At 63.3% G+C, this 21,082-nt stretch carries 15 protein-coding genes; 8 read left to right on the forward strand and 7 right to left on the reverse strand.

From position 1 onward, the window contains the following. Window positions 1–12: 12 nt before the first annotated feature. The 4 genes from VMD91_09605 to VMD91_09620 form a co-directional block, all read right to left on the reverse strand. Complete coding sequence (locus VMD91_09605; protein HTW84310.1) at window positions 13–546, reverse strand: peroxiredoxin; 534 nt, start codon at window positions 544–546, stop codon at window positions 13–15. Window positions 547–1,127: 581 nt separating this feature from the next. Beyond that, window positions 1,128–1,589 carry a hypothetical protein gene (locus VMD91_09610; protein ID HTW84311.1) on the reverse strand — a complete coding sequence of 154 codons (462 nt, stop codon included), beginning with the start codon at window positions 1,587–1,589 and terminating at the stop codon, window positions 1,128–1,130. Further along, a complete protein-coding gene (locus tag VMD91_09615) occupies window positions 1,589–3,460 on the reverse strand; it encodes a HEAT repeat domain-containing protein (protein ID HTW84312.1) in 1,872 nt (623 codons plus the stop codon). The genes VMD91_09610 and VMD91_09615 overlap by 1 nt, the downstream gene beginning before the upstream one ends. Before the next feature lie 68 nt (window positions 3,461–3,528). After that, window positions 3,529–4,398, reverse strand: a complete 870-nt coding sequence (locus tag VMD91_09620; protein ID HTW84313.1) for a hypothetical protein — start codon at window positions 4,396–4,398, stop codon at window positions 3,529–3,531. A gap of 515 nt (window positions 4,399–4,913) precedes the next feature. On the opposite strand from VMD91_09620, the gene VMD91_09625 reads away from it, so the two are divergent. Continuing rightward, window positions 4,914–6,314, forward strand: a complete 1,401-nt coding sequence (locus VMD91_09625) for a DNA cytosine methyltransferase (GenBank protein HTW84314.1) — start codon at window positions 4,914–4,916, stop codon at window positions 6,312–6,314. Window positions 6,315–7,264: 950 nt separating this feature from the next. Continuing rightward, window positions 7,265–8,161: an NgoMIV family type II restriction endonuclease gene (locus VMD91_09630; protein ID HTW84315.1), complete on the forward strand. Its 897-nt coding sequence runs from the start codon at window positions 7,265–7,267 to the stop codon at window positions 8,159–8,161. Window positions 8,162–8,253: 92 nt separating this feature from the next. Here VMD91_09630 and VMD91_09635 read toward each other — a convergent pair whose 3' ends face one another. Further along, entirely contained in the window at window positions 8,254–9,363 is a 1,110-nt protein-coding gene (locus VMD91_09635; GenBank protein ID HTW84316.1) for a DNA cytosine methyltransferase, read from the reverse strand. 265 nt (window positions 9,364–9,628) lie between these two features. After that, complete coding sequence (locus tag VMD91_09640; protein ID HTW84317.1) at window positions 9,629–10,777, reverse strand: acyl-CoA dehydrogenase family protein; 1,149 nt, start codon at window positions 10,775–10,777, stop codon at window positions 9,629–9,631. A 71-nt stretch (window positions 10,778–10,848) separates the two neighbouring features. Between VMD91_09640 and ftsE the strand changes: the two genes are divergently transcribed. The 6 genes from ftsE to VMD91_09670 all read left to right on the forward strand — a co-directional run bounded on the left by ftsE (window position 10,849) and on the right by VMD91_09670 (window position 17,501). Beyond that, complete coding sequence (gene ftsE / locus VMD91_09645; GenBank protein ID HTW84318.1) at window positions 10,849–11,559, forward strand: cell division ATP-binding protein FtsE; 711 nt, start codon at window positions 10,849–10,851, stop codon at window positions 11,557–11,559. Then, entirely contained in the window at window positions 11,525–12,397 is an 873-nt protein-coding gene (ftsX, locus tag VMD91_09650) for a permease-like cell division protein FtsX (GenBank protein ID HTW84319.1), read from the forward strand. Before ftsE ends, ftsX begins: the two co-directional genes overlap by 35 nt. Further along, window positions 12,394–13,284, forward strand: a complete 891-nt coding sequence (locus VMD91_09655) for a response regulator (GenBank protein HTW84320.1) — start codon at window positions 12,394–12,396, stop codon at window positions 13,282–13,284. The genes ftsX and VMD91_09655 overlap by 4 nt, the downstream gene beginning before the upstream one ends. After that, window positions 13,281–14,534, forward strand: coding sequence for a peptidoglycan DD-metalloendopeptidase family protein (locus tag VMD91_09660; GenBank protein ID HTW84321.1), 1,254 nt, complete (start codon window positions 13,281–13,283; stop codon window positions 14,532–14,534). The genes VMD91_09655 and VMD91_09660 overlap by 4 nt, the downstream gene beginning before the upstream one ends. A gap of 157 nt (window positions 14,535–14,691) precedes the next feature. Continuing rightward, window positions 14,692–16,077, forward strand: a complete 1,386-nt coding sequence (locus VMD91_09665) for a S41 family peptidase (protein HTW84322.1) — start codon at window positions 14,692–14,694, stop codon at window positions 16,075–16,077. Further along, complete coding sequence (locus VMD91_09670; protein ID HTW84323.1) at window positions 16,077–17,501, forward strand: S41 family peptidase; 1,425 nt, start codon at window positions 16,077–16,079, stop codon at window positions 17,499–17,501. The genes VMD91_09665 and VMD91_09670 overlap by 1 nt, the downstream gene beginning before the upstream one ends. A gap of 82 nt (window positions 17,502–17,583) precedes the next feature. On the opposite strand, the gene VMD91_09675 is transcribed toward VMD91_09670, so the two are convergent. Continuing rightward, window positions 17,584–20,724, reverse strand: a complete 3,141-nt coding sequence (locus VMD91_09675) for an Rne/Rng family ribonuclease (GenBank protein ID HTW84324.1) — start codon at window positions 20,722–20,724, stop codon at window positions 17,584–17,586. Between the last annotated feature and the right edge of the window lie 358 nt (window positions 20,725–21,082).

A 21,082-nucleotide genomic window follows, 5' to 3' on the forward strand; every position in this document is an offset into this window, starting at 1 on the left:
ATCGAATGCGCGTTAGTGCGCGGGGAGGCTCTTGAGGGCCGCCAGCGCCCTGTCGATGTGCGGCAGCGGCTCCATGTCGGTGTACGCCTCGACGATCTGCCCGCTCGGCGCGATCACGTACGAGGTGCGGTTGGCGTACTGGTCGTTGATCTTCGCATCGTACTCGGCCGCGATCTTCAGGGTGGGATCGCTGGCGACCAGGAAGTTCGACCGGCACTCCTGGGTCGAAAACTTCTTCTGGGTCTCGATGTCGTCCGCACTCACCCCGATCACCGTCGCGCCGAGCTTCTTGAAGTCAGCGATATGATCAGAGAAGGCATGCGCCTCGATGGTGCAGCCTTTGGTGAACGACTTTGGGAAGAAGTACAAAACCACGGGCCCATTGGCCAGTGCAGCCCGGAGATCAAACGTCTGTACATCACCACCGAGGGCGGCAAGCGCGGTGAACTCGGGCGCTTTGGCGCCATCAGTTAGTTGAGCGCTCGCTGGTGCTGAGAGGGCCACGGCGGCCGTGGCGAGGATCGGCACAATCATCGAAACACGCATGACGTATCACGCCTTCGCGATCAGCATAGCAATACCCATCATCGCGCCGAAAGTCTGAGCGATCTCTGAATGGCCTCGGCGCGCGCGGAACTCGACAGTAAGTATATCGAAGCCAGTAAACCGTGCCAAGCGCACTTGCGGCAGGGATCCTCAAAGATGTGTTCGACCATTCCGGTCACCAACACCGGCGTAGAACCTCGCGTGTTGCATCTGAAAAGTCGCGACTTCCGCTATCGACGCTAATACCGACCGCGCGTGCCGCGTCGTGAGCCGTGCTCGCAGGACTAGGCACCTCGAGCTCTCCGCCGCCGCTCGGCCAGGCCGAGCCACGCCGTTGTCGCTACCCCCAAGTTGCGGCAGACGCGTACTGTCGACCTACCGCATCGGACCAATCAGTAGGCACCGGCTGTCGCACAGATCTGCTCGCTAGCCGATCGTCTACCAAGCCCGAAACGCCGAGCGTCGCGCGCCCAACCCGTTTCGAAATCCCGCCCCGCATCCACCCGGAGGTTCGCGGCTCGACGCTATTTGTCGTGAGCTACGTCGTGATTTGTAGCGTTAGCCAAAGTGCTGCCTCGAGATCATCGAGGGTAGTGCGGCATTAATTCTCGAGCGTACCTAAGCTCCACCTGTGCCTCTCGCTGGCTCTGGAAACCGATCAGCGTGCTTCCGGATCCGAGCTCAAAAACCCAATCCAGGCATCCGCCACACGGCATAAAGAAGTCGCGCTCCGCGACGATAAGCATCGCGACAACCGTATTATCACCACCGGTGACCATCGACGTCAGCGCATTAACCTCTGCATGCACATCGTGGCATCGAAAGCGATGCTCAACATTACAGCCAGCATATAAACGCCCCGACGCAGAGAGCACGGCTGATCCTACTCGCGTTCTTCCAATCACATGCGCATTGTCTCGCGCATTCCACGCGGCGGCACTCAGCGCGTGCAGCGCCTCGGCGAAAGCCTCGCGGGCCGGTTCAATTGGCGCCATAGAGCCCACGCAAGTCGTATCCGAGCCGCTCCCAAAGTCGTTTACCATCAATTGATGGTATCGAGCTCGTAGAATGCCTCGACTACGCTCATCGCCTGAGTGAGCCAGTCAGCCGGAGCTCTGTTTGGCTCAATCGCCACAGCTGCTTTAAGCTCGCGAACCACCCGGTCTTGTGCAAGCAACTCACCAGCATGATCTCGAATCCACCGCATAACAGAAGATCTCAGCTCAGAGCTCCCGAGAGCCGCTATCTCGACCAATGCACGTATTGCCCCGTAGCGAACCCACTTGTCGATATCGCTCAATAGCGTCTTTTCCAGAGTTTCGGCAGTTTTGGGATCGGGATCGAGCCCTAGAGCATGGACAATCCTCCAGCGAACGGTGCTATTCGGGCTTTTAAGCTTAGATATGAGGTTATCGCGAAGAGATTGCTCGAGCGGATTCCGCCTAACCGCGTTTGCGAAGGTCCAACCAATTATGTCATCAGCTGCAATTAGTTGTGCAGCCTCGCCCGGCTCGAACAAACTCTTTCCGGAAAATAATAGCTTCCATTCGTTAAACCAGCCCGTGGCCAAATCCGAGGTGGGCGGAGTCGCGTCGACGAGCCTGACGACGTCTCCTATTTCTGTCGCGCTTAGGAAAGGCCCAGCAGAAGATGACGGGAAAAGGCTAAGCGCGTCCCGAGCGCGAGTCGCCGTTGCCGTGATCAGATCCCATCGTCTTATTGCCAGCATGGCTAACATGACGATCTCCATCTCCGTAGTTACGCGCCCTTGTGGAGAATCCGGCGTCCTCCCTTCAGAGAGAGCATACGCAGCTCCGTAAATATTCCAATCGTATATACGTCGCACGAACGCGTCGGCCGTTGCGACATCTTGAATCTGCTGAAGCGCGAGGGCCAGAGCATCGAATGAACTTGCGCTAAACGTTATCGCATCGAGGAAGTCATTGCTCCAGCGCTTTGAATCCGCGACCACAAAGGCTGCCGCAAGGAAGTCATGATTGAGATGATGATCAAAAGTAGCACGATCACCATCGACGAGAAGTCGACCACTACTTGTCAACTTCTCTGCGGCACTTGTACCAGCACTGGCCAAGAACGCCTCGAACGGAAACGTACGGGATGCGAATTCTCGGTACGCTAGAAATGCAGCCTTCGAAGCGCTGATCAACTCAGTCGAATCAAGGCCAGCGTGGTTTACAAATAGATCACGAATTAGCGCTGCCAGACTTGTCGCTTCGCTACCGGCACCAAGCAACGCGTCGAGGAAATACGGATTTGTGAGCATCGCCCGCGCATCACGATCGCCTGTATCAAAGCGCGCGCTATTTCCCACCTTTTCCTGAAGCAAGCGCCGAACCTGTTCGTCGTCAATAGGAAGTATTGATGCCAAGTGCCAGCGCTCCACGTCGGGAAACGATCTGCGGACAAGGCGGTCGGCGACGATTGTGCCCGTGTTGGGAGAATAGCGAATGAATTGCTCCAGCGCTTCGAGCACTTGCTGCCCTGCCGTTGCAGGCACTTCGTTCAGACCGTCGACGAGAATAAGTCGCTGCACATGCGGGGGCAACGCGGCCAGGCGGCGGACACTAAGCTCACCGGAGCCAAGGCGTGAAAGCAAGAAGTCGACGCGCTCGGTTGCACTAAGAAGAAGGTTCCATTCGTCAACATCTGAACGGCTCCAGCGTTTCATATCTATGATGGTAACGATATCGCCGTGCTCTAATCGTGAACGCGCTAGACGACGAAGGGCAACGGATTTAGCTCCGCCGCCTCTGCCGGAGAGAATCACGCGACCCGCGACAAGCGCACCTTCGGCGAGCGTCGAAGCTTCCGTTTCCGCGTCGGGCTGACCAGCAAATAACTGCTCGTAAGAAGCAAACCAGCCGATCCTATATGTGAATTCGGGAGTCGGCAACGGAAATGTTGATGCAGCCCGGAGAAGGCTCTCGCGAAGATCAAGCAGAGCAGTGCCGTCCGTGGGCCTCATTTCTCTAATCTGCTGAAGGCGTCGCGCTCACTAAAGTGGACTTGCAAAGCGTCTGTGATTGCGCGGGCGAATGAGAGGGCAGCACTAGCGGCGTAATCTGTCCAAGCATCGCGGTCAGCATTGCTAGTCTTAGCGTTTACGAAATCTGAAATCCCGCGAATAGTTAGGAACTGCGGGTTATAATCTACAGAACATCGTGCTTCACATATGGCACTGGCGACGCCGTATGATTCCATCTCAAAGGCGATTACTTTATCGAAAAGCTCTAGGAGTTTAATCTGGTGTTCGCCAGCGTAATCGGCAAAAATCTTCTCACCTGCCGCAACGTTGCCCACATGAATACTGGGATGGATGTTCTTTTGATCCGGCCGCGCCCGTTCGATATGTTCATGCCAGCGTTTCTCCGTGCTTACCGACGTAACGAAATTCATTCGCAGATGCATCGACGGATGGTCGTATGCAATTTTACGCGGAATGATCTTATTGTCCGTCAGCTTCGCATATTCGACATAGTCTATGTAGTCGGCGATAATCACGTCTCCTAAATTCAGCTGCTCGCTTTTCTTCGCGTCCTCTTTCTGCTGCACGCCGCCGGCGGTGCCCGCCAAAAATATGTATTCCGGGCGCCACGCCTCAATTAGTCGCGACGCGGTTTGCGAAGCTGGCAGGTTCGAACGACTGCTCGCCTGGCAGACAACCACGTGAGGTTGACCTGTGTCTTCAGATGGCGCCAGGAAATATGGCGTCCCGTGGAGTGCAGCGCTGACGCCAAAGATCCGTCGCGCGTGGTCGAACTCTTCGTGCGTGATGGTAATAATGCCGATTCTAGCCTGTCCGAGTCGGCGTCTCTCGAACTGAAAGCTCATATTCCCACCTGCGACATTGCATCGCCACGATAGGCTAACGCAGTGACAGCTGCCTGGCATCTCCGCCGCCCCGGCAAGTTCTGTCGCCTGGCTTATACGCGCTACGCGTTCGATCCCGGCCGGAAGCTGCCTAAGGCTCCGATTCTGTCGACCGCTCAGTTTAGCCGTCCGCATTGATGTCGAACCGGTCCGCATAGGCCCGAAGCGCGATCGGAGCGCAGATTACGCCGCGCTTCCCCACCAGCCCGCAGGGTACGCCAACTCGACCCGGGTCTCACGCTACAGAGACGGCGCAGGCCATAAACCTTGGCCGCGTCGCCATTGACCGCACAGGAGCTCGAATCGGACAGCCCGACGGCGCCATCGACGCTGACGCGCCGACTATTTAGCGATTCCTGAGGGCTTCCTTAGCCGCTTGCTCTGCAGCAAGGCGAACGAATTCGCTTACGCCTTGCTTCGACGCCTCCGCCCCACGCCTAATCAGCTCTTTTTGATCTCTACTGACCTTGATCTCGATGCGAAAGCGATCTCGAGGAGAGCTAGGAACCGACTCTTCCATAAGGTCAGCCTTCCCACGTGGAGCATCTCTTTCATCCCCAAATTCCTCAGATGTCCCCCCGTTGAGAGGAGCGCTCTACCCCAGGCGGCGATCAGCAACAGCGCAGCAAAATCGTGCCGAACACTTGTTTGGCGCACGAGCTCTGGATATACTGTGGACAATTCCCGGGATATCTTCCCGGATCTCGAGGAGAATCGCCATCGCCGACAAGAGGCCGGTTACGCCTGGTAACCGTCGGATTCACCGTGCGCCGCACCGTCTCTATGTTGCCGACCTCTTCGCGGGCGCGGGCGGCCTGACCGAGGGATTCCGGCAAGCGGGATTCACTCCTATTGCCGCCGTCGAGTTCGATAAATGGGCAGCATGTACGTACGCTGCCAATTTCGGTGAGCACGTAATGGCGTGCCCAATTGAAGAAGTTGTCGTTAGTCGACTGCACGATCATCTAGTCTGGTCTGGTCGAGACGTAAGCGGCCAGCCGCTTCGGTTCGAGACGCCGGAGATCGACGTGTTAGTCGGCGGGCCGCCGTGCCAGGGCTTCTCGCCCCTCGGCAGGATGAATGATTGGGACTATAACGACCCCCGTAACAAGCTGTGGAGAGAATACGCGCGCGTGCTGGAAATTGTGCTCCCGAGAGCGTTCGTGTTGGAAAACGTGCCAGAGTTACTTAAGTCGAGCGAGTTTGAACGACTTCGTCGGCACGTCAAGAAGCTCGGATATTCTGTGAAGTCCGAAGTGCTTAACGCATCGTTTTACGGTGTTCCGCAAGCGCGTCGTCGCGCGATCGTGGTCGGTAGCCGTGTAGGTATGGCGTCGCTACCCGTTCCTATTCTTGAACATCGTCCGACTGTACGCGGCGCTATCGGCGATCTACCGCTCCTCCCAAACGGAGACAATTGGCACATTGCCCGCAATCCCACGCCTAAGTCGCGTGAGCGCTACGCGGCGGTGCCGCAAGGTGGTAATCGCTTCGACCTAATGCGGAATCGGCCCGACATAACGCCGAAATGCTGGCTGAACAAGAAGTCTGGAAGCACCGACGTCTTCGGGCGTATGTGGTGGGATGAACCCGCGCCTACCATTCGAACCGAATTCTTCAAGCCTGAGAAGGGTCGCTACCTACACCCTGAGGCGCACCGCCCGATAACGATCAGAGAGGCCGCTCGCCTTCAGACCTTCCCGGACGAATTCGCCTTCGTCGGCTCAAATGTACAGGTCGCTAAGCAGATCGGAAACGCGGTCCCGGTAGAGTTGGGGCGAAGGATCGCGATCCACGTTCGATCAACGGTTCTTGCGGGTGTCCAACAAGAGCAGCAAGCAACCCCCATCAAAGAACGACAAAAGGCCGCTCCGTAGAAATGACGTCGATCGTGCGCGGCTCCTAGAATTCTTCCTCGCGAACCCCGAGCGCCCGCTGAAGAACGCGGAGCTTGCTACGATGCTTGGTGCCAGCCGAGGGGATAGCTGGACTCGGCGCCTCCGTGAACTTCGGAAGGCAAAGTTCGGAGGATACACGATTCTCAGCGCACGCGACCGCGCTGACTTGCGTCCAGACGAATACTGGTTCCCCACGCAAGCGCGGAGGACACCCCAAAATGCCGCTGGCGTTTCAAACCGCCTTCGCGGCGAAGTATTCGCGCGCGACGCTTACACCTGCCAGTCGTGTGGAATTGCCCGTGGCCAACGCTACGACAATGGACGGACGGTAACGCTGCACATCGGTCACAACAAAGCCGAATCGCATGGGGGCGCAACCGAGATGGGAAACTGCATCACCCTATGCGCCCGATGTAACGAGGCGGAGTCGAATGTAGGGCCGGATCGACCGAACCTCAATAAGACAATGGCGCAGGTTCGTAGGCTGCCCCGATTTGAGCAAAAGGAGATCTTTGAGTTCCTCAAATCCGTGTTCGACAAATGACGAAGTCGGAGCAAATGTCGCGCGTTCGGACGCGTCACACAGCCGCGGAAATGGTCGTGCGACACGCACTTTCCGCGCGGGGCGTCCGCTATCGACTTCACCGTCCCGACCTGCCGGGGAAGCCCGACCTCTACGTCGCTCGTCTGCACCTCGCCATCTTCGTCAATGGATGCTTTTGGCACGGGCACGATTGTCGGCGCGGCGCGCTACCCGTGACAAACCGCGAATTTTGGGAGAGCAAGATCACGCGCAATCGCACTCGTGACGCAGATGTGTTCGCTCAACTCGCCGAGCGTGGAATCGCCACTATGACGGTATGGCAGTGCGAGCTGAAACTAGCCGAATCCATTGCTGACGGAGTCGCGGCGAAGTATCGGAGATCCCAATGAACGACCTACTTCCGCAGCTTGCTCAGGCACGCGCAGATTTCCTGAGCCAGATCAAGACAAGCATCTTGTGGGTGAAGCCAAAGTCGGGCTTGAAACGATCAATCGTTAGTCGACTCGGCCCACACGTCGACGGTGCAGTGAGCGTAGCCGACGTCGACAACGCTTCGTCTGTCGCCATTTCATGGGAGTGGGCCTCGAGACTGTCGGGGGAGTTTGCCGCATCGGAGCCTGCTCAGGATTCGGGAAAGCTATTCCAGTTCGCAGTTCGTGATTTCTTGGAGCGCGGTTTCGGCCTCGGCGCCGAAATTCGCCCTGGTAATTGGCATTGGAAGACGGAGTTCGGTATCTCTAATTTTGACCAATATGCACACATGAACGACATTCGCACCGCCCTGGAGGCCAATAAGGAGCTGCGGACAATCTTTTCCGAGCAGTTCATCGTAAAGCCGGATATCGTCGTGTATCGCAGCCCGTTGCGTGGAGAAGATGTTGGTCGACAAGACGGGGCTCCCGTCGGAAACCTCTCTCCGCTGCTTGATGATGCTCAGCTCAGTCATGGACATCCACTTCTTCACGCGAGCGTCTCGTGCAAGATTACGATGCGTTCTGACCGTGCTCAAAATACACGAACGGAGGCACTGAACCTTCTGCGTAATCGCAAGGGGAGAGCGCCGTCAATCGTTGCGGTTACGGCCGAGCCGCTGCCCACGCGTTTATCTTCGCTCGCTCTCGGAACTGGCGACGTCGATTTCGTGTATCACGCTGCGCTGCCAGAGCTACGCGAAGCCCTTACCGCGATCGGCAATGAGGATCAATTGGATATGCTTAACACCATCGTCCATGGACGACGTCTCCGCGACATTTCCGATCTAGTTCTCGACCTGCTTATCTAACGGGTAATCCCGCTTGGGCCAACACGAAGTCCCAGTGGCCCGGTTCGGAAATAATTGCGGGCCTAGCTCGATGGTCAACCCTGAACGCTTCGTCACGGCGAGCGGTAGCTCATGACATCGACGGACAGCATGCGGCGTACATGAATAGCAATTTGTCTGCTCAACTCCACCGGAAGAGCGTTTCCGATCTGCTTCGCCGCTTGGACGCTCGACCCCACGAAGATAAAGTCATCCGGGAATGTTTGCAGTCTTGCTGCCTCACGAATTGTGATGGGCCGATGAGCTTCGGGATGGAGATAGCGTCCCTTTTCGGGCTTGAAGAATTCGGTGCGGATCGTCGGCGCAGGCTCGTCCCACTTCATTCTGCCAAACACGTCGGTGCTTCCGCTTGTCTTGTTGAGCCAGCATCTTGGCGTAATGTCCGGTCGCGATCGCATCAAGTCAAAGCGATTGCCGCCAGGCGGTACCGCTCTATACCGCTCGAGGGAAATCGCGGTTGGCCTACGCGCGATGTGCCAATTCTTGCCGTCCGGCCATATGGGCAAGTCTCCTATCGCGTCGCGTACCGTGCGACGCAACGCAACTTCAGGCTTCGGTAGCGAAGCCGCCCCTATCCGACTCCCAATGGTGATTGCCCGCTTCCGCCGTTGTGGGACGCCAAAATCTGACGCGTTGAGTACTTGAAATGCGACGTCATAGTTTAGGTCCACCACACATTTAGTCAGCAGTTCGAATTCGCTGGACTTCAAAAACTCGGGTACGTTTTCAATTACAAAGACCTTCGGGCGTACTACGTCTAAGACCCGGACGTAGTGCTTCCAAAGCTTGTTCGTCGGGTCCTCATACTTCCAGTCACCCATCCGCCCGAGCGGGGAAAATCCCTGACACGGCGGGCCACCGACAAGTACATCGATTCGCGGTGTTTCAAGATCCATCGGCCAAAGCGAGATATTTGGGAGACTCCACCTGAGTGCTTCAGAACTGCGCTCAACGTACATTTCCTCGATGCGGCAAGTAAAAATGTGATTTCCAAAATTCTCGGAATATGAACGTGCAGCCCACTTATTGCTTTCGACTGCTGCAACCGGGGTGAATCCAGCGGCACGAAACCCTGCGGTGATTCCGCCTGCACCGGCAAATAGGTCGGCTATGAGTAGTCCAGAGCTTCGTCCAGCGCGAGCCGCGAACACGGTGGCCTCCACGGGCCACGCGACCTATCTGCAGATGCGCTCTGCACCGCGGACCCGTGGTCCCGTCACGACGAGAGGCGCTAATGGCTAGCCTCTAGCGGGCCTCGTCCTCAATAAAAGCGCGCGACCAAGCATTGCGTCGCTTGCGTAGGCCGCAACCCCGGGAAAGACTTCATCGATGCGGCCCACGGAGAGTAAGGATGCGTTCATAGCGGTTACATTTTAGCAACTCATACTCGGGTTGCACTCAGGGCCTTCCGCGAACCGATCCTCTTCGCTACAAGCCGATCATCCGCGCAATCACGAGTCGCTGCACCTCGTTGGTCCCCTCGCCGATCTCGTTGATCTTTTGATCGCGGTACATGCGCGAGACGGGGTACTCGTCCATGAACCCGTACCCCCCATGGATCTGCACCGCCTCGTTGACGACGCGACGCGAGACCTCACCCGAATACAGTTTCGCCAATGACGCGGACAGCTCGTACGGCCGCTTGTTGTCCTTCTCCCACGCGGCCTTGATCACCATGAGCTTGGCGTGCTCGATCTCCATCAGCATGTCGGCGAGCTTGAACTGGATCGCCTGGAACTTGCTGATCGTCGTGCCAAACGCGCGGCGCTGCGTGGCGTACTTGTAGGCCTCGTCGTACGCGCCCATCGCGACGCCCACCGATAGCGCCGCCACCGAGATCCGACCCCCGTCGAGGATGGTCAGGAACTGCTTGAGCCCCCGCCCCCGCGGCCCGAGCAGATTCTCTTCGGGCACCGCCGCGTCGACGAACGACAGCTCCCGGGTATCCGACGCCCGCCAGCCCATCTTCGCGTACTTCTTCGAGCGGGTGAAGCCGGGCGTGTCCTGCGGGACGATCAGGTTCGAGATCTCTTTCCGCCCGTCGGCCCCAACCCCGGTGACGGCGGTGATAGTGGTGCCGCCGGTGATGTCGGTGCCGCTGTTGGTGATGAAGGCCTTGGTCCCGTTGATCACCCAGCGGCCGTCCCGCAGCTCGGCTCGGGTCTGGGTGTTGCCGGCGTCTGAGCCCGCTTCCGGCTCCGTGAGGCCGAAGCCCCACAGGCGTTCGCCCTTGGCCAGGGGGACGAGCCACTTCTGCTTCTGTTCCTCGGTGCCGAACAAATAGATGGGGGAAGCCCCGAGCGAGACGTGCGCAGCCAGCGTGATGCCGGTCGAGGCGTCGGCGCGGCTGATCTCCATGACCGCGAGCGCGTAGCTCACCGTGTCGGCGCCGGCGCCGCCGCACTCTTCCGGGAAGGGCAGACCCATCAACCCGAGCTCGGCCATCTTCGCGACCAGATCGTACGGGAACCGCTCCTCGCGGTCGTTGCGTTCCGCCTGTGGCGCGACCTCGTTGCGCGCGAAGTCTCGGCACAGGTCTTGGATCGCTTTCTGGTCGTCGGTGAGGTCGAAATTCATGGTCGATCGCAGGTCTAAGCCGTGCGCCGCCCAATACCTCTTCAAACCTGCGCCGGAGTACCGTCGATAGCATGATCAGACTCCGCGGCGTGTCGCTCACGTACCCGAATGGGACGCGAGCGCTGGACGACGTCGATCTCGAGATCGAAAAAGGTAGCTTCGTGTTCCTGGTGGGCCACAGCGGCACCGGGAAGTCGTCGCTCCTGCGCCTCCTCTACCGCGAGGAGGTTCCCGACCGTGGTGAAGTGACCGTCGACGGCATTCGCGTCGACACGCTGCGCCGCGGCAAAGTCTCGCGGCTACGCCGCAACATCGGCGTGGTCTTCCAAGACTTCAAGCTGCTCAACCGCAAGACGGTCTGGGAGAACGTCGCGTTCGCGCTCCAGGTCACCGGCGTCGGCACGCGCGACCTGATGCGCATGGTGCCGCGCGCGCTCGATCTGGTCGGCCTCTCGCACAAGAGCCGCATGTTCCCCGACGAGCTCTCGGGCGGCGAGCAGCAGCGCACCGCGATCGCGCGCGCGCTGGTCGGCAACCCGAAGATCCTCCTGTGCGACGAGCCGACCGGCAATCTCGATCCGTCCAACACGACCGAGATCATGGAGCTGCTTCAGCGCATCAACCTCAAAGGCACGACGGTCGTGGTCGCCACGCACAACCAGGCCGTCGTCGACCGCATGCGGCGCCGCGTCGTCCGGCTCGAGCATGGCCGCATCTTGCACGACGACGAGAAGGGCTACTATTTCCGTGGACTGGGGCAGACTGCGGTTCTTCCTGGGTGAAGTCTTCGCGAACTTCACCCGCAACGCCGGCATGCAGTTCACCGCCATCGGGACCGTCGCGGTCACGATCGTGCTGCTCGGCTCGTTCCTCTACGTCCGCGACACGCTGACGACGTTCGGCAACGGCGTACTCTCGCAGATCGAGATCGCCGTCTACCTCAAAGACGGCGTCGACGACAAGCAGGCTCAGGGGCTCGCGCAAGATCTCGCGCGCGATCCGCGCGTCGCCTCGGCGACGTACATCCCCAAGAAAGACGGCTTGCAGCACATGCACGACGTCCTGGGCAAGGACTTCGACACCTCGCTGCTGACCGCGAACCCGCTCCCCAACGCCTATCACGTCAAGGTCAAGGACGCCGATCAGGTCGCGGCCGTCGCCGCCCACATCGGCAAGGATCCGCGGGTCGCCAAGGTCGACTATGCCGCCGACACGGTCGACAAGCTACTGAAGACCGCGGCCATCCTGTGGCGGGCCGGGATCGCGCTGATCGGCCTGTTGACCCTCTCCGCGGCCGTGGTGATCGCCAACACGATCCGCCTGACGGTCTTCGCACGGCGGCGTGAAATCGCGATCATGCAGTTAGTGGGCGCGACGAACACCTACATCCGAATGCCGTTCATCGCCGAGGGAATGCTGGCGGGCGTTCTCGGCGCGGCGCTGGCGATCGCGGTCCTGGCCGCCGCCGAGCACGAGATCGTGCCGCGGCTGGCGCAGACGCTGCAGTTCGTCACCTTCCACGTCAACGAGCTGCAGCTCGCGGGGGAGCTGCTGGGCTGTGGGGCGGCCGTCGGGCTCGTCGCCTCCTGGTTCAGCGTCGGCCGGCACCTGCGCGCGTGAGCGACGCCGCGGGCACGATCCTGCTGGTCGACGACGACAGCCGCCTGCGCGGCATCCTGCGGGCCAACTTCGAGGTGGTCGGCTACGCGGTAGTCGACACCCGCGACGGCACGGGCGCGCTGGCCGCGCTCGACCAAGGCCGCCCCGACGCGATCGTCGTCGACGTCCTGGCCCAGCACGACGACGGGCCGACGGTCGTGCGCCGCATCCGCACCCATCCCGACGGCGCGCGCGTCCCGCTGATCGTGCTGGCCGCGCGCAACCGGCCCGACGAGGCCGTGCGCGCGCTCGAGGCCGGCGCCGACGACGTAGTCGTCAAGCCGTTCGCGCCTGAAGAGATGATCGCGCGCGTGCGCGGCAAGATCAAGCGGGCTGCCGAGGTCGAAGCGGTGCAACCGCTGACCAAGCTGCCCGGCAACGGACCGATCGAGGCCGAGATCAAGCGCCGCATCGCCGGCACCGCGCCGTGGTCCGTCCTCTACGTCGACCTCGACGGCTTCAAGGCGTTCAACGACGCGTTCGGCTTCGCCAAGGGCGACGACGTGCTGCGCATGCTGGCTCGGGTCGCGAGCGAAGTGCTGCGCACCAGCGGCGAGCGCGACGACTTTCTGGGTCACGTCGGCGGCGACGACTTCGTGCTGGTCACCGAACCCGCCAAGGCGCAGACGATCGGCGAGTCGATCGTCGCGGCCTTCGACCGCAGCATCCGTTCGCTGCAACGCGACACGCGGGTGCCGTACTGCACGGTCTCGATCGCGGTCGTGTCCGGCTCGCGTTCGCCGATCGGCGCCACCTACCGCAGCATCTCCGAGCGCGCGGCCAAGGTGAAGAAGGAAGCCAAACGCCGCCGCGGCTCGGTGGTGGTCACCGAAGAGGAGCTGGCGTGAACGCGCTGCGCCGCCCGCTCGCGCTGATCGCACTGCTGGCCCTGGCCGCGCCGCCCGCGCTGGCCACGACGACGACGCATCATCACCGCGGCGTCTCCGTTTCGCCGGCGCACACGCGCGCCATCGACGCCAAGATCGCCGCGCAGCGGGCGCGCATCGAAGGCATCCACGCCAAGCTGCACGAGAAGCGCGCCGAGCTGAGCGGCGCGCAGGCGCGCGAGGCCGCGTTGCAGGCGCAGCTCAACGAGACCAACCGCAACATCGGGCACGTCAACGCGATGCTCGGCGGCACCGAAGGGCAGATCCGCTCGACGCAGCGCAAACTGGCGTGGAATCAGCTGCAGCTGCGCGGCGCGCAGGCGACGCTGCGCCGGCATCAGGACGCGCTCGACCGTCGGCTCGTCGACGCGTACGAGCGCGGCGACCTGGGCTACATCGACGTGCTGCTGCAAGCGCGCTCGTTCACCGACTTCGTCGAGCGCTGGAACGACGTGCGCTACCTGGTGAAGGCCAACGAGGCGACGATTCGCGCGCGCCGGGCCGACGAACGGCAAGTCGCGCTGATCCAGGCCAGCCTGCTGGGCGCGCAGACCGAACTGCAGACGGAAGAGGCGCAGCAGCAGCAGCAGCGGTTCGCGCTCGACGGGTTGGCGCAACAGCGCCGCAACTTGGTCGCCGCGGCCGACAGCCAGCGGCGCTCGGTGCAGACCGAGGTCACGCAGCTCGACGACATCTCCGAGGCCGAGGAGGCCGAGCTCGAGGGCCTGATCCGCGAGAAGCAGCGCGAGGCCGAGCTCGCCTACCAGCAGGCGCGGCGCGCGGCGCTGCTGTCCGGCGAAGAGCTGCCGCCCGAGCCGGGCGCGCCGGGCGAGCTGATGTGGCCGGTCTCCGGGCCGATCACCTCACCGTTCGGCTACCGCATGCACCCCGTCTACCACCGCATGATCCTGCACGCCGGGATCGACATCGGCGTCCCGACCGGGACGACGGTCGCCGCCGCGGCGGCCGGCAAGATCATCGTCGCCGGCTACGAGGGCGACTGCGGCAACATGGTCGCCATCGACCACCACGGCGGCCTCTCGACCATGTACTGCCACCTCTCGCAGATCTTCGTCTCGGTCGGACAAGAAGTGCAGCGCGGGCAAGCGATCGGCGCCGCCGGCGCGACGGGCGACGCGACCGGACCGCACGTTCACTTCCAGGTCATGCAGGACGGGCACCCGGTCGACCCCATGTCGTTCCTCAAATAGCGAAGTGGTCAGGCCGACGGGCCACAGGGAGGTCCAAGCCTCCCGGATCAGCGTTAAAGACCGGTAAGCGACTGGAACAAAGTCCGACGTAGGTGGGTTCCACCTCGTACCGAGCTCGTCGTCCGAAGGATATCGTTTGACCGCCCGTACCCGAGTCTTGTCCGCCGTTGCCGTGGTCGTCGTCGCCGCCCTGGCGGGCGCCGCCTATCTCGACCGCGCCGGCGCCGCCGCCGACGCGCCCACGGTGCTGCTCGGCGACGGACAGCACGTCGTCGGCCTCGACCTGCAGAGCTTCCTGGACCGCGGCAACGACCCGCACACGATGTTGGCGCAAGCCTACGAGCGCGTCGAGCACGTCTACTACAAGCCGGTTCCCGATCAAGCGCTGGTGCGCGGCGAAGAGACCGCGCTGACCAAGTTCTTGGAGCTGCACAAAGTCGCCGATCCGCGCGTGCCGCAGGCGGTCGCCACCGGCGATCGTGCGCACGACCTGAGCGTGCTCGAGAACACCCTCTCGACGGTGACCAAGCGCTACGGCAACGTCGCGACGCCGACCATCTACACGCAGGTCGCGCTGACCGGGATGTTGGGCGGTCTGGGCGATCCGTACACGACGTATCTTTCGCCGCAAGAGATCGGCCAGCTCGACGAGCAGCTTGACGGCGGCAACTTCGCCGGCATCGGCGTCTACATCGTGCAGGATCAGAAGACCGGCGCGATCGTGGTCGATCCGATCGAAGGCAATCCCGCCATCAAGGCCGGCGTGCGCACCGGCGATACGATCCTGGCCGTCGACGGCCACTCGACGATGGGCCAGAAGATCGACGCCGTCGAGCGCGAGATCCGCGGCCCCAGCGGCACCGTCGTCAACCTGACGCTGCGCCGCCACACCTCGCGCAAGACCGACGTCGTGCCGGTGACGCGCGCGCAAGTGCACGTCCCCTCGGTGCGCGCCGAGATCGAAGACCACATCGACTACATCCGCCTGGCCGACTTCGGCCAGACCTCGGCCGACGAAGTGCGCAAGGCGCTGCTCGACGGCAAGGCGCAGAACGTGCGCGGCTACATCCTCGACCTGCGCAACAACGGCGGCGGCCTGCTCGACGCCGGCGTCGACGTCTCGAGCCTGTTCATCCCGCAGGGGCCGATCGTCTCGACCATCGACCGCGCGGGCGACCGCGAAGTGCGCGACGCGACCGGCCATGCCGTCGACGCGAAGCCGCTGGTGGTGCTGGTCAACCAATACACCGCGTCGGCCTCGGAGATCACCGCCGGCGCGATCCAAGACTACGGGGTCGGCACGCTGGTCGGCACCAAGACGTTCGGCAAAGGCGTCGTGCAGAGTCTGTACACCATGCCGGACAAGGGCGCGCTCAAGATCACGACCGCGCGCTACCTCACCCCCAAGGGCCGCGACATCCAGCACAAGGGGATCATCCCCGACGTCGTCGTCCCGCAACGCGTCGACCAACCGATCATCGATACGCCTGCCGACGCACAGCTCAATGCCGCGAAAAAGATCATCGAGAAAAAGGACGCCTGATGAATCGCCTCGTTCCCTTGGCCACCGCCGCCCTGCTCGCCCTCGCCACCGCGCGCGTGCCCGCCGCCGTTCCGACGGTCGGCCTCTCGCCGCAGCAAACCGAAGAACTGGTCTCGACGTACGCGCACCTGACCGGTGATTTCTACAAGACGGTCGATCGCAGCGCCGCGCTCGAGGGCGCGCGCACGGCGATGCTGACGTATCTGACCAAGCAGGCGCACCTGAGCAACGTCAAGCTGCCCGCGGTGCACGCCGGTGCCAACGACACCGAGAACGCCGAAGCGCTGCAGCACGAAGTCAGCGACGCGGTCGTCGCGTACGGCGCGAAGGTCAAGCCGGTCGATTCGATCAGCGGCCCGCAGCAGATCACCTACGCCGCGATGGCCGGCGTGCTCAACTCGGTGAAGGACCGTTACACGGTCTTCCTCTCGCCCAAGGAGTACGCGGCACTCAACGAAGGCCTCGACGGCACCTCGTTCGGCGGCGTCGGCATCTCGTACACGATCGACGACAAGACCAAGAACCTGGTCGTCGAGAACGTCATCCTCGACGGGCCGTCCGACAAGGCGGGCCTGCAGTCGGGCGATGAGATCGTCGCCATCGACGGCAAGCCGGTCACGACGATCCTCTCCGGCGCGACGCAGCTCGAAGTGCAGCAGAAGAAAGTCACCGACGTGCTGCGCGGCGAGCCCGGCACCAAGGTCGCGTTGACGATCCTGCGCGACGGCAAGACGCTCGCGCCGGTGACGATCACCCGCGCCGAGATCCACCAGCCCAGCGTGCTCTCCAAGATGCTGCCCGGCGACGTCGGCTACGTGCAGCTGGCCGTGTTCGGCGCGACGACCGCCGACGAGCTGAACACCGCCCTCAAGCGGCTCGACTCGGAAGGCGCGAAGGCGTACGTGCTCGACCTGCGCTACAACGGCGGCGGCTACCTCAACGCCGCGGTCGACGTCAGCTCGAAGTTCATCTCGAGCGGCCCGATCGTCAGCGTGCAGTCGCGCGCCGGCACCGACACCGAGTACGATGCCGAGAACGACGCGATCGCGCCGCGCCCGTTGGCCGTGCTCGTCAACCAGTACACCGCGTCGGCCTCGGAGATCACCGCCGGTGCGATCCAGGACAGCGGCGTCGGCGAGCTGGTCGGCACCAAGACCTTCGGTAAGGGCGTCGTGCAGACGATCTTCCCGATGCGTGACGGCTCGGCGGTGAAGATCACGACCGCGCGCTACTTCACCCCCAAGGGCCGCGACATCAACGCCATCGGCATCCAGCCCGACATCGCCAGCGCCTTGCCCAAGGACGAGAAGATCCGGCCCGGCGATCCCAAGCAAGACCCGCAGCTGGTCGCCGCGCTGAACTACCTCAACGGCCGCCTCGCGCAGCTGCCGCCCGCGCCGGTGGCGAGCCCCGCGAACCAGTAGCGCCCGCCACGCGAAAACGAAACGACCGCGTCCCGTCCGGGGCGCGGTCGTTTTCGTTTGGCGTCGCGAGCGACCCGAGCGATCAGGTCTTCTTGCGGCTGGTGGTCGCCTTCTTGGCCGGAGCCTTCTTGGCGGCCGTGGTCTTCTTGGCACCCGCGCTCGCCGTGGTCTTCTTGGCGGGCGCGGCGGCCTTCTTCGCGGCCGGCGCCTTCTTGGCGGTGGCCGTCGACTTCTTGGCGGCGGTCGCCTTCGGCGGCGGCGCCTTGGTCGCGGCCGTCTTCTTGGCGGCGGTCTTCTTGGCGGCGCCGGCGGTCGACGTCGTGGCCTTGCGGCCGCGGGTCGTCTTCTTGACCGCGGGCTGATCGGCGATGAAGTCTTCCGTCGTCGCGTCGAGCTCGGCGTCGACCTCGGCGGATTCCAGCTCGGCCGCGGCCCGGCGGCCCGCCGGGAGGGCGGGCAGCGGCGGCGCGGTCTCGAGATGACCACCGACGGCCAGCGCGCGCTCTTCGGGCGAGCGGCGGCGGCGTGAGGGACGCGCGGCGCGGACGGGTTCGTTCGATGCCGGAGGCGCGGTCAGCGACGGCGGCGGCGGCTCGACGGCGACGTCACCGCGCTTGCGGTTCCACGGTGCGATCGCACGCGAGGGGGTGGGCGGCGCGGTCTCGCCGGTCGGGTGGGCGCAACCGCCGGAGTCGACCCGGAAGATGTGGCGATCCGGCACGGCGGTGCTGGCCGGCGGCGCGGCGCCCTCGGCGGCACCGGCGGCCAACGGCTGCCCGTCGGCGCCCACGCCGCCGCGACCGCGGCGACGACGACGGCGGCGGCGGCGCTTGCGCTCGCCCTCGCCGTTGGGTGCGCCGGCGGCGACCGCCGGCTGCTGGGCAACCTCGTCCTCGTCGTCCTCGTCCTCGTCGAGCTCCGGCTCGGCGATGGCGACCCCGGCCCGTGCCGGAGCGGCGGCGCTGGCCGCGACCTCGCCCGGACCGGCGGCACCACCGCGGCCACGACGGCGGCGACGGCGGCGCTTGCGCTCACCGTTGCCGCCGATACCGGCCTCGTCGCCGGCGGCATCGCCATTGGCGGCGACCGACGCGGGCGCGTGCGCGGGCGTCGAGGTGGTGTGGACCGCGGCGACGCGGTCGCCCGAGAGCTTCTCGCCCGGCAGCGCACCGCCGGCACGAGCGCCGGAGAGCGACTCGCCCGGCAGCAGCGCAACGTTGCCGTCGAGTGCCTTCTGAGCGGTGGTCTTGGGGCCGCTGTGCTTGGCGGCGACCTCTTCGGTCGTCGAGATGCCGATGGAGGTCCGGCCGCCCAGGCCCTTCTCGGCCTCCTCGGCCAGTTCGCGCAGCTCGGCGGCCTGCTCGGCGGCGGTCAGCTCGCGCTTGCGGCCGCGTCCGCCACGTCGGCGGCGCTTCTTGCCGGCCTCGGCGGCTTGCTGTTCGACCGGCGTGCGCGGCTCGGCGAGGACCTCGCCGCCGTCGACGTCGAGGACCTTGATCTTGATCGTCTTGCCGACCGCATTGGCCGCGTTCTCGACCTCGACCAGGCGGCCGGCGACGACCGCCGCAGCCGAGGTCGCGTTGGGCAGGCGCAGGTTGAGCAGCTCGACCTCGAACTCGTCGCCGACGCGAATCGGCGCCAGCGTCGGGAGGTCGGCGTCGCCGTAGACGATGCGCGGGCGCTCGGGGTGGAGGGACGGATCGACGAACACGTCGATCGGCGCGCCGATTTGCGTGGCCAGCTGATCGCGCTCGTCCTCGTACCAGTACTCGGCTTGCGCGGCGACGCTCGGCGCGGCGGCGATGTGCACGTGCTGCGGCGCGCCGTTGCGGTGCGCGGCGATCGCGCGGAAGGCGTCGATGGTCACCGTCTCGGGCGACATCACGCTGCCCAGGCCCTCGCAGGTCGGGCACTTGCCGCGCAGCTGCTGGCCCAGATCCTTGCCGACGCGCTTGCGCGTGAACTCGAGCAGACCCAGCGGCGAGAACGACTGAATCGTCGAGCGGGTGCGGTCTTTGCGCAGCCCCTCCTGCAGCGCCGCGATGACTTTGTTGCGATCGCCTTCCGAGGACATGTCGATGAAGTCGCACACGATGATGCCGCCGATGTCGCGCAAGCGCACTTGGCGCGCGATCTCGCTGGCCGCTTCGACGTTGGTGCGCACGATCGTGTCGTCAAGGTTCTTGCCGCCGGTGAACTTACCGGAGTTGACGTCGACGACGGTCAGCGCTTCGGTCGACTCGATCACGATCGAGCCGCCCGAGGGCAGCTTCACCGTCGGCTTCATCAAACGCGCGATCTCTTCGTCGATCTTGAAGTCGTGGAAGAGCTTCTTGCCGCCCTCGTAGTACTTGATGCGGTCGACGTACTGCGGCCCCAGCATGCGCATGAAGTCGCGCACGTCTTCGAGCTCGGTGGCGTCGTCGAGCCACACGTTGTTGACCTGCGGCGTGATGAAGTCGCGCGCGGTCTTGTAGACGAGGTTCATGTCCTTGTGCAGCAGCGCCGGTGCTTGCACCGCCTTGTACTGCTCGAGGATGCCGTGCCACATGCGGATCAGCACGCCGAGATCGGCGATCAGCTCGGCGTTCGAGACGCCGGCCGCGGCGGTGCGGACGACCGTCGCCATCCCCTCGGGGCGGATCAATTTCATGATCTGCTTGAGACGGTTGCGCTCCTCGACGCTCTCGATCTTGCGCGAGACGCCGGAGTATTTGCCGGTCGGCATGAGGATCAGGTAGCGACCGGGGAGCGAGATGTTGGTGGAGACGCGGGCGCCTTTGAGGCCGCGCGGCTCTTTGACGATTTGGACGAGGACGTCGTCACCGCGGTTGACCTTCTCCGTGATGGTCCATCCGGAGCGGCCTTGGGTGATCTCGACGTCGCCGATGTTCAGCGGCGTCTTGTTGATATCGTCGACGTAGAGGAACGCGTTGCGTCCGAGGCCGATGTCGATGAAGGCGGCGCCCATCCCGGGGAGTACGTTTTGTACTTTTCCTTTATAGATGGAGCCGATGACGCGCTCTTCGCGCTCGAAGTAGAGTTCGGCGAGCGTCCCGTCCTCAAGGATGGCGACCCGATTTTCCCACGGATCGCTCGATATGAGGATTTCTGTTGGCACTGTTTGCCTTTCGCATATGACATGCCGCGAGGGCACGTCGAAAAATTCGTTTGTCAAGTGCCGGCTCGGCCCGGGGTTCGCGTCGAACGCGACGTCCCTCACGAGCGGCTTCGGGCGACGTCCTGTACGACGCCGCTACCGTATCCGATGGATCGCACCGTGCGTGCCGGACCCCGATGAAGGCGCCTCGGCTACCGCAAAAACTTGAAATCGGACGCGGATTGGTTCACGTCCCCGCCTCGACGGCCCTCTTTAGGCACCCCAAGCGGGCGAGCGCTCCCACCCGGGTATCGGCACAACGCGTCGGGGGCGTGAGGCGACGGCATCGGAATCACACCGTCGTTGCGCCGTTGCCGAGGCGACTCAGCGACTGCGCAAGCCGTTGCCGCTCGTCGTTGAGCCGGCCAGTGCGGCGAGGTGGCTTTGAAGTCCGATCCCGAAAGCGGTCGGTGTGCCGTCG

This window comes from Candidatus Sulfotelmatobacter sp. (assembly GCA_035504415.1).
In the GTDB taxonomy this organism is placed as follows: domain Bacteria; phylum Vulcanimicrobiota; class Vulcanimicrobiia; order Vulcanimicrobiales; family Vulcanimicrobiaceae; genus Vulcanimicrobium.